The following is a 9,681-nucleotide window of genomic DNA, read 5'->3' as shown; positions in this document are numbered from 1 at the left end:
GGCTTCCAGTAGTCCTTGTTCCCGGTGTAGCGGATGTTGGAGTCTTTCTGGTAGCTCTTGAACACGAACGGACCCGTGCCGACCGGCTTCTGGTTGATGTCGGCGGCTTTGCCTTCCTTGAGCAGTTGGGCAGCGTACTCGGCGGACTGGACCGAAGCGAAGCTCATGGCCATGTTCTGGATGAACGCGGCATCAACTTCCTTGAGGGTGAACTTGACGGTGTGATCGTCGACTTTATCGATCTTGGTGATGTTGGTGTCCATCCCCATGTCGGTGAAGTACGGGAATTCGGTCGGGTACGCCTTACGGAACGGATCATCCTTGTTAATCATGCGATTGAAGGTGAACAGCACGTCGTCGGCGTTGAACTCACGAGTTGGCTTGAAATACGGGGTGGTGTGGAACTTGACGCCTTCACGCAGGTGGAAGGTGTAAGTCAGGCCATCCGGGGAAATGTCCCAGCTGGTGGCCAGGCCAGGAACAACGGCGGTGCCGCCACGTTCGAACTGGCTCAAACGGTTGAACATGGTTTCTGCAGAGGCGTCGAAGTCGGTTCCGGTGGTGTACTGACCAGGATCAAAACCGGCCGGGCTCCCTTCGGAGCAAAACACCAGGTTAGTCGCTGCATGGGCGAAAGGTGCGCTAGCTAACAAGCTTGCGCCGACTAAAAACGGAATGACCGCGTGTTTAAGCATGGTGGCCTCATGATTTGTTGTCATTTTTGGAATTAGAGGACGACCTCGTGAGTCGACCTGCGGATACTTATGCAGGGCCCATACCCAATGCAAGATGCCGGGGAGCTACAACCCTTAAACAGTGGAACGAACGTACCTTAATGTCGCATATGTATAAATACTGACGCATTTGACCGTTTGCGGTCGTTTTTCTCGGTGCAAACGACGCACCATAGAGGTGCGGCCAGGGCGCCTGTCGCACCCGGCCGGAGCGCGGTGTTACTTATTTATACCCACCCCGTAGAACGGTGTGAGCCCGAACGGGCTGATCTTGAAGTCGGAAACTTCTTTGCGCAGAGGCTGAAAAACCGTCGAGTTGGCGATCGGTGTGATAGGCACTTGTTGCTTAAGGATTTTTTGTGCCTGTTGGTAGAGCTTGACCCGCTCGTCACGGTCGGTGGAGACCTTGGCCTGCTGAACCAGCTTGTCGTAGGCCGGGTCGCACCACTTGGCGTAGTTGCTACCTTTAACGGCGGCGCAGCTATAGAGCACGCCGAGCCAGTTGTCCGGGTCACCGTTGTCGCCGGTCCAGCCGTAGATCATCGCGTCGTGCTCGCCGTTCTTGGCGCGCTTGATGTACTCGCCCCATTCATAGCTGACGATGTTGGCCGTGATACCGACCTTGGCCCAGTCCTGCTGGATCATCTGCGCCGACATCCGTGCGTTCGGGTTGGACGCACGCTGCACGGTCATTGCCCATAAGTTGATAGTGGTACCGGGTGCAACCCCTGCTTCTTTTAGTAGCGCCTTTGCCTTGGTCGGGTCGTAGGGCGCGTCCTTGATGTTCGGGTCATACGACCATTGCGCTGGCGGCAGGGCGTTCTGCGCCAGTTGCCCGGCGCTTTGATAGACGGCCTTGATGATCGCCGGCTTGTCGATGGCCATGTCCAGCGCCTGGCGAACCTTGAGCTGGTCCAGTGGCGGGTGGGATACGTTGTAGGCCAGGAAGCCAAGGTTGAAACCGGCTTGCTTGAGCACCCGCAGGTTCGGGTCCTGTTCCATCACCTCGATGTCGGCCGGTCGCGGATAACCGCTGACCTGGCACTCGCCGGTCTTGAGCTTTTGCAGGCGCACGGCGGCGTCCGGGGTGATCGAGAAAATCAGGTTGTCGAGTTTCACGTCCTCGGGTTTCCAGTAAGCGCGGTTGGCGCTGTAGCGGATCTGCGAGTCCTTCTGATAACGCTTGAACACAAAGGGCCCAGTGCCGACCGGCTTCTGGTTGAGGTCAGCGGCTTTGCCCTCCTTGAGCAACTGCGCGGCGTACTCGGCGGACTGGATCGAGGCGAAGCTCATCGCCAGGTTCTGCACAAACGCGGCGTCGATGTTGTTCAGGCTGAAGCGCACCGTGTGCTCATCGAGCTTATCGACACTTTTGATCGTGGTGTTCAGGTCCATGTCGGTGAAGTACGGCGACTCGGTGGGGTAGGCCTTGCGAAACGGGTTTTCAGGGTCGAGCAAGCGCTGGAAGGTGAACAGCACATCGTCCGCATTGAAATCGCGGCTCGGCGTGAAGTAGTCGGTGGTATGAAACTTCACCCCGTCACGCAGGTGGAAGGTGTAGGTCAGGCCGTCTTTGGCGACCTCCCAACTCGTCGCCAAGCCTGGCTCGACTTCGGTGCCACCGCGTTTGAATTGGGTGAGACGGTTGAAGACTGTTTCGGCCGAGGCATCGAAGTCCGTGCCGCTGGTGTACTGGCTCGGGTCGAACCCGGCAGGACTGGCTTCGGAGCAGTAGACCAGGGTAGTCGCGGCGTGGGCGAATGGGGCGAATGGGGCGATGGTGGCGAGGGTGAGGGCAAGCAGAAGCGGTTTGACGGTGGTTCTATCCATGGAGTCCCCGAGGGTTTGGCGGCGGCTTTTTCTGGAGAGTAGCGTTGTTGCCGGGGCGCGCGGAAATATCCGTTTGTTAGGGTGACCCCTCTGTTTGGGCATACACAGGCCTCTGTCAAACGGACCCGCCACCCATCCGTTACCGACATTTACGGTAACAACACGGTTCGCTCCTACGAAAAGCGCTGTCAGACCAGGGCATGAGGGCGATTGTTCCGACGAGTTGTGGCGGTTGCGTTGGGTTTGGGGCTGCGCCTAACCTTTTGCTGTCGCTGAAAACTCAGCGAACGGGAGTGAGATCCCGGCAAAGAGTATGAATCGAGTGCCAGTACCACCATAATTGCCGCCAGCTTATCCGCTGTTCGCAATGCTTTATGGCGACTGTGTGCGGGCAGACTTCGGTCTGGCCGGTTCTACTCCCGGTAATCTCACACCGCACACAGCTGCCACCCCTTCGCCGAGTGAGATCGGCAAGCGATGGCTCCCAAAATGAGTGGAGTGTTCACATGGACAAGTTAATCCCTGATCCCCCCRCACCCGACGACGTTTCGCCGTACGAATCCCTCGACTCCAAAAAGCTCCACGACGCTGCCCACCGGGCACTGGATCACTACCTGAAACCGACGCTCGCCAAACTGCGCTTCAGCAATTTGCGTTCTGACCGGTTATTCAGCGTCGCCCCTGATGTGGGCACAGAAAGCCTCTTGGCCAACGCCTCGGAAGACCTGGCGTCGGTGAAAGTCATGGCCGCCGACCTGGCGTTCGAGATCGAAGGTTCGCGGCGCCATGTGGCACTGGCGATTTGTCGGCTGGTGGATGGGGTGCAGTTGCAGGTGGACAGGGCGCTGGATGATTTTGATGTGCCGGAGCCGGCGGAGTATCAGGTCAAGTAGGGCTCAGTGGGTCAGTCAGCGGAAGGCTGGCTGACCCACCTCAATTTCAAGGCATCAACACTTCAATCGAGCCATCGGCGGTCATGCTGACCTGGCTGGTGCCGGCTTCGACATCCGGGGTCACCGGTGCCGAGTCCATGCCCGCGGCTTTCATCATCATTGGCGCGCGCAGGTACGGCTGTGGATAACCGTTGCTGTTGAGGTTCAGGTTGACGATTTTGTAACCCTTGCCGCCCAGTGCATCGGTGGCCAGTTGGGCGCGGGCCTTGAAGGCGGTGACGGCTTCCTTGAGCAGCGCATCTTCGCTGGCCTTGCGGGTCGGAGTGGCGATGGCGAAATCCATGCCGCCCATCTTCAGATCAGTCAGCAGTTCGCCGGTGAGTTTGGACAGCGCTGCGAAGTTCGAGCTTTCCAGGCGCAGTTCGGCGCGTTCACGCCAGCCGGTGATTTTCTGGCCCTTGGTGTCGTAGATCGGGTAGCTGTGACGGCTGCCCTGGCGCAGGGTGATGTCCTTGACCTGTTTGGCCTGGGCCAGCGCCTTGTTCATGGTGGTGCTGACGTCGGCGGCGAGTTTCGCCGGGTCGGTGTTTTGTTCTTCGGTGTAGAGGGTCACGATCATCAGGTCGCGGGCCACTTCCTGACTGACTTCGGCACGCAGGGAAATCTGGTTGTAGTGAAGTTCGTCGACGGCCAATGCCGGCAGGCTGACGACGGTGCCGACACTGAGGGCGAGAAGGGCGGCGCTGCGGCGCAATGTGTTCATGAAGTCTCCTTGGGCGGTGCGCAGGGGTAAGGGTCCAAGCCTGCGTGAAACCATCAGACTGTAGCTTTTATTGCCGGGTTCACCCGATTACAACTTCTATACAGATCGAGCTCGCACTACTACCTGTAGCAGCTGGCGAAGCCGGCGTTCGGCCGCGAAGCGGTCGTAAAATCAGCTACCGCGTTGTTTCAGATTGAATGCGTTCTCCGGATTGCGAGCGCTTCGCGGCCGAACGCAGGCTTCGCCAGCTGCTACAGGGATTGTGGTGTGATGTGAACTGTCTTTGCCGTGTGGCGCTTTGCCGCACTTTTGCCTGTCGGGGCCCTCGCTTGGTTATACTCGACGCGATCCGCCTGGAGCGCTCATCAGGAGAGCTCATGCTCGCCCCCGTACAACTGCTTTCCGCGACTCGCCAGAACCTCTGGCGACTGACGTTCATCCGCACCCTGGTGCTGGCCGCTCAGGCCGGTTCGGTGGGGCTCGCCTACTGGTTCAACCTGCTGCCGCTGCCGTGGTTTCAACTGGCGGCGACCCTCGGCTGCTCGATGCTGCTGTGTGCCTTTACCGCGATCCGCTTGCGCACTTCATGGCCGGTGACTGAACTCGAATACGCCGTGCAACTGGCCTGCGACCTGTTTATCCACAGTGCGCTGCTGTATTTCTCCGGTGGTTCGACCAACCCGTTCGTTTCCTATTACCTGGTGCCGCTGACCATCGCCGCCGTGACGCTGCCGTGGCGTTATTCGGTGATTCTCTCGGGCATCGCGCTGGCGATGTACACCTTGTTGCTGGCGCAGTTTTACCCGCTGGAAACATTCCCGATGTACCGGGAAAAGATGCAGATCTACGGCATGTGGCTGAGTTTTGCCCTAGCGGCTGCGGTGATCACCTTCTTCGCTGCGCGGATGGCCGAAGAGTTGCGCCGTCAGGAAGAACTGCGGGCGATTCGCCGTGAAGAGGGCCTGCGCGACCAGCAACTGCTGGCTGTTGCGACCCAGGCCGCTGGCGCCGCTCACGAATTGGGCACGCCGCTGGCGACCATGAGCGTGTTGCTCAAGGAAATGCAGCAGGATCATCACGACCCGCTGCTGCAAGATGACTTGAGGGTGCTGCAGGATCAGGTGAAGCTGTGCAAGGAAACCTTGCAGCAACTGGTTCGCGCTGCCGAAGCCAATCGTCGGTTGGCGGTGGAGATGCAGGGTGTCAGCGTCTGGCTCGATGAAGCGCTTAACCGTTGGCACCTGATGCGTCCCGAAGCGACCTACCGCTTGCGGCGCCTGGGGCTTGGCGATGAACCGCGTCTGGCGCCGCCGCCGGACCTGACCCAAGCCTTGCTGAATTTACTGAACAACGCCGCCGATGCCTGCCCCGAAGGGCTGGAAGTGACGCTGAACTGGGATTCCGTCGAGCTGACCATCAGCATTCGCGACCACGGCCCCGGTGTGCCGCTGGCGATTGCCGAACAGATCGGCAAGCCGTTTTTTACCACCAAGGGCAAAGGTTTCGGCCTGGGCCTGTTTTTGAGCAAGGCCAGCGTGACACGCGCTGGCGGCTCAGTGAAACTCTACAGTCATGAGGAAGGCGGTACGCTCACCGAGCTGCGCCTGCCCCGTGTCGCCCGAGGAGACGAACATGAGTGACGAGATCCAAGTCGAAGGCGAAGACCTGCCGCATTTGTTGCTGGTAGACGACGACGCAACCTTCACCCGCGTGATGGCCCGCGCCATGAACCGTCGCGGTTTTCGTGTCAGCACTGCAAGCTCTGCCGAAGAGGGCCTGACCATCGCCCAGCAGGATCTGCCGGACTATGCCGCGCTGGACCTGAAAATGGACGGTGATTCGGGCCTGGTGTTGCTGCCAAAACTGCTCGAGCTCGACCCGGAAATGCGCGTGGTGATCCTCACCGGTTACTCGAGCATTGCCACCGCCGTCGAGGCGATCAAGCGCGGCGCCTGCAACTACCTGTGCAAACCGGCCGACGCCGATGACGTGCTGGCCGCCTTGCTCTCAGAGCACGCCGACCTTGATACCCTGGTGCCGGAAAACCCGATGTCGGTGGACCGCCTGCAATGGGAGCACATCCAGCGCGTGCTGACCGAGCATGAAGGCAACATCTCTGCCACTGCCCGCGCCCTGGGCATGCACCGGCGCACCCTGCAGCGCAAACTGCAGAAGCGTCCCGTTCGTCGGTCGCTGATCAGCGTGGGGATCTCGGTGTGGTTCAACACCTGGTACAAGGACTTCTACAATGCCCTGCAAAAGAAGGACGAAGCGGCGTTCTGGCATCTGATCCTGTATTTCAGCGCGATTGCCGCAGTGGCGATTGTCGGTGCGGTGTACCGGCTCTATCTGACCCAGATGCTGACTATTCGCTGGCGGGCCTGGCTCACCGAGAAGCACTTCGCCCGTTGGCTCGGCGACAAGAATTACTATCAGCTGGAGCAGGGCGGTTATACCGATAACCCGGACCAGCGGATTTCCGAAGACCTTAACAACTTCACGTCCAACACCCTGGCTTTGGGGCTGGGCCTGATCCGCAATATCGTCAACCTGGTGTCGTTCTCGATCATCCTGTGGGGGGTGTCGGGCAGTATCGAGGTGTTTGGCTTTACCATTCCCGGCTACATGTTCTGGTGCGTGCTGGTCTATGCGGCGGTTGGCAGCTGGCTGACGCATTTGATCGGTCGCCGCTTGATCGGTCTGAATAACCAACAACAACGCTTCGAAGCCGACCTGCGTTTTTCCATGGTCCGGGTGCGTGAAAACGCCGAGAGTATCGCCCTGTACAACGGCGAACCTAACGAGCATCAGCGCTTGAGCACACGGTTTGGCAGGGTCTGGCACAACTTCTGGGACATCATGAAAGTGTCCAAGCGCCTGACCTTCTTTACCTCCGGCTATGGCCAGATCGCGATTATCTTCCCGTTCATGGTCGCCGCGCCGCGCTACTTTGCCGGCAAGATCGAACTCGGTGAACTGATGCAAATCAGCTCGGCCTTCGGCAACGTGCAGGAGAGTTTCAGTTGGTTCATCAGTGCGTACCAGGAGCTCGCCTCGTGGCGCGCCACCTGTGACCGTTTGCTGAGTTTCCGTCAGGCCATGAGCGAAAACGAAGAGCGCCAGCCGGCCATCGACGTGCAGAATCAGGGCTCGGAGCTGAAAATCCACAACCTGGGTCTGGACCTGGCCGACGGTCGTCACTTGCTGACCAATGCCGACATGACGGTAGAGGCGGGCGAGCGCGTCATGCTCAGCGGTCGTTCCGGCAGTGGCAAATCCACCTTGCTGCGGGCGATGGGGCATCTTTGGCCTGCGGGTCACGGCAACATCCGACTGCCGGCTGCGCGCTATCTGTTCCTCCCGCAAAAGCCGTATCTGCCGATTGGCAGCCTGCGTGACGCCCTGAGTTATCCACAGGCCGGCGACACCTACACGCACGAGCACTACGCGCGCGTGCTGGAAACCTGCCGTTTGCCGCATCTGGTTTCCCGTCTCGACGAAGCCAATCACTGGCAGCGAATGCTCTCGCCGGGCGAGCAGCAACGTCTGGCGTTTGCCCGAGCGCTGCTCTACGCACCGCAATGGCTGTACATGGACGAAGCGACTTCGGCAATGGACGAAGAGGATGAAGCGTCGCTGTATCAGGCACTGATCGATCATTTGCCAGGCCTGAGCATCGTCAGCGTCGGCCATCGCAGCAGCCTGAAACGTTTCCATCCACGGCATGTGCGGATCGACAGCGGCCATCTGCTGGAGCAGACCGTTACCGCCTAAACACCATAAACCCCCTGTGGGAGCGAGCCTRCTCGCGATGACGGACTGACATCCAGCCTCAAGGTGTCTGACACTCCGCTATCGCGAGCAAGCTCGCTCCCATAAAGGGTATGGTGTTCTCAGGCAGTGATCGTACAACCGCGCTGCGCTATGATGCGTGCTCAACCGTTTGCCTGAGACTGATGTTCACCATGGAAAACCCGATCGACGCCCCCCGTCTTCCGCGCAAGCGCCGCAGCCTCGCGCAGGAACTGGTCACGGTGCTGTCCGAGCAGATTCGCGACGGCCTGCTCAAGCGTGGCGACAAGTTGCCCACCGAGTCGGCGATCATGGAAGCCCATGGCGTCAGTCGCACCGTGGTGCGTGAAGCGATATCGCGTTTGCAGGCGGCGGGGCAGGTTGAGACCCGTCATGGTATCGGTACGTTTGTGCTCGACACGCCGAGCCCAAGCGGCTTTCGCATCGATCCGGCGACGGTGGTGACGTTGCGCGATGTGCTGGCGATTCTGGAGTTGCGCATCAGCCTGGAAGTGGAATCCGCAGGCCTTGCCGCACAACGCCGCAGCCCCGAACAGTTGGCCTTGATGCGCGCGGCACTGGATGCCCTGAACGAAAGCGCCGCCCACGCAGGCGATGCGGTGGCATCGGACTTCCAGTTCCATTTGCAGATTGCCCTGGCCACCGGCAACCGCTACTTCACCGACATCATGACCCACCTGGGCACCAGCATCATTCCGCGTACCCGGCTCAATTCTGCGCGGCTGGCCCACGATGACCAGCAGCACTACATGAATCGCCTGGCGCGTGAACACGAAGAAATCTACGACGCCATCGCCCGCCAGGATTCGGACGCAGCCCGAGCGGCCATGCGCCTGCACCTGACCAACAGCCGTGAACGACTGCGCCATGCCCATGAAGAGGCAGAGGCGCAGCGTTGAAGGTTCACGCTTCGATGTACAGCTTCACACACTCCGAATAAGGCTCGAGGCTGGATTCATCGGTGAATTTGTAGCGCAATTCGACGGCTGTATTCGAGTACGCCTCCAGTACCGCTTTCGGGATGTACAGTTCGATTCCTGTGAGTTTGATCATGTCATCGACGGCGTCATTCCAGACGCCGGTTGGTGCTTGAAGACCTTCCCAGTCGGGCGATTCCGGATCGGCTCCGAGGATCGGGTAAACGTCCCAGTTCGCTTCGAAATGGTCCGAGTCGGGAACAAGCATTTTCAGCGTGTCACTCAGGCTCGACAATTTCACAGTTGTTTTTTCAGGGTGCAGACTGGACAGCTGCGGAAGAATGGGCGGGGCAAGCATCATGATGGGGGGCTCTCCGTGCGTGGCAGGCCATGATTCATTCACGGCGGGATCTGCACAGTACGAGTGTTTAGCCGGGGGCGCTGAAAATGATGATGACCAGGCGTTTCTGAGATGGCGCGACGACACACTCATGCCTGCGTATGCGCTTACACCTGACCAAAGGATGAACCGTAAGCCTGATCATCTGCCCTACCAATATATGGGGGTACGACCGAATCAACGCATGGGCGGGGCCTTCCAGTTCTCGACGTTTGAGGGTTCCCTTGACGACTTCCTGGAGTTCCGGTTTATGCAAAACCTTCTGTTGTGCAGTCATGATCAAAATCCCTTTAGCGATATTTCAAACCGTTTGATGAACGCCGCTTTGAAC

At 59.3% G+C, this 9,681-nt stretch carries 8 protein-coding genes and 2 pseudogenes; 6 read left to right on the top strand and 4 right to left on the bottom strand.

Annotated elements, in window-relative coordinates; genetic code table 11:
• A partial coding sequence (locus AC1DH9_RS18175) for an ABC transporter substrate-binding protein (RefSeq protein WP_477808535.1) occupies positions 1–695 on the bottom strand: 695 nt, incomplete at its 3' end.
• A gap of 258 nt (positions 696–953) precedes the next feature.
• Positions 954–2,564, bottom strand: coding sequence for an ABC transporter substrate-binding protein (locus tag AC1DH9_RS18170; RefSeq protein WP_427542630.1), 1,611 nt, complete (start codon positions 2,562–2,564; stop codon positions 954–956).
• Between the two features lie 506 nt (positions 2,565–3,070).
• On the opposite strand from AC1DH9_RS18170, the gene AC1DH9_RS18165 reads away from it, so the two are divergent.
• Positions 3,071–3,457, top strand: coding sequence for a DUF6124 family protein (locus AC1DH9_RS18165; protein WP_477808534.1), 387 nt, complete (start codon positions 3,071–3,073; stop codon positions 3,455–3,457).
• Positions 3,458–3,503: 46 nt separating this feature from the next.
• On the opposite strand, the gene AC1DH9_RS18160 is transcribed toward AC1DH9_RS18165, so the two are convergent.
• On the bottom strand, positions 3,504–4,220 hold the full coding sequence (locus AC1DH9_RS18160; RefSeq protein ID WP_427542624.1) for an SIMPL domain-containing protein: 717 nt from the start codon (positions 4,218–4,220) through the stop codon (positions 3,504–3,506).
• Positions 4,221–4,597: 377 nt separating this feature from the next.
• Between AC1DH9_RS18160 and AC1DH9_RS18155 the strand changes: the two genes are divergently transcribed.
• The 4 genes and pseudogenes from AC1DH9_RS18155 (at position 4,598) to AC1DH9_RS18140 (ending at position 8,932) form a co-directional block, all read left to right on the top strand.
• Complete coding sequence (locus AC1DH9_RS18155) at positions 4,598–5,860, top strand: ATP-binding protein (RefSeq protein WP_427542621.1); 1,263 nt, start codon at positions 4,598–4,600, stop codon at positions 5,858–5,860.
• Positions 5,853–6,410 (top strand): annotated as a pseudogene (locus AC1DH9_RS18150) (response regulator transcription factor); the annotation flags it as partial. The gene AC1DH9_RS18155 and the pseudogene AC1DH9_RS18150, both read left to right, overlap by 8 nt.
• Positions 6,411–7,994: pseudogene (locus tag AC1DH9_RS18145) on the top strand (ABC transporter ATP-binding protein/permease); the annotation flags it as partial.
• Positions 7,995–8,185: 191 nt separating this feature from the next.
• Entirely contained in the window at positions 8,186–8,932 is a 747-nt protein-coding gene (locus AC1DH9_RS18140) for a FadR/GntR family transcriptional regulator (protein ID WP_427530074.1), read from the top strand.
• Positions 8,933–8,936: 4 nt separating this feature from the next.
• On the opposite strand, the gene AC1DH9_RS18135 is transcribed toward AC1DH9_RS18140, so the two are convergent.
• Positions 8,937–9,353 carry a hypothetical protein gene (locus tag AC1DH9_RS18135; protein WP_477808533.1) on the bottom strand — a complete coding sequence of 139 codons (417 nt, stop codon included), beginning with the start codon at positions 9,351–9,353 and terminating at the stop codon, positions 8,937–8,939.
• Positions 9,354–9,474: 121 nt separating this feature from the next.
• On the opposite strand from AC1DH9_RS18135, the gene AC1DH9_RS18130 reads away from it, so the two are divergent.
• A partial coding sequence (locus AC1DH9_RS18130; RefSeq protein WP_477808532.1) for a hypothetical protein occupies positions 9,475–9,681 on the top strand: 207 nt, incomplete at its 3' end.

The sequence above is a fragment of the Pseudomonas sp. 05T35 genome (assembly GCF_056396605.1).
The sequence above is the reverse complement of the archived record's forward strand: the minus strand, read 5'-3'. Positions and strand labels throughout refer to the sequence as shown.

What these genes read in the sequence shown, in the direction of transcription:
- AC1DH9_RS18155 (WP_427542621.1), top strand. Translation starts at nt 4,598, where the DNA reads ATGCTCGCCCCCGTACAACTGCTTTCCGCGACTCGCCAGAACCTCTGG.
- AC1DH9_RS18140 (WP_427530074.1), top strand. Translation starts at nt 8,186, where the DNA reads ATGGAAAACCCGATCGACGCCCCCCGTCTTCCGCGCAAGCGCCGCAGC.
- AC1DH9_RS18160 (WP_427542624.1), bottom strand. Translation starts at nt 4,220, where the DNA reads ATGAACACATTGCGCCGCAGCGCCGCCCTTCTCGCCCTCAGTGTCGGC.
- AC1DH9_RS18170 (WP_427542630.1), bottom strand. Translation starts at nt 2,564, where the DNA reads ATGGATAGAACCACCGTCAAACCGCTTCTGCTTGCCCTCACCCTCGCC.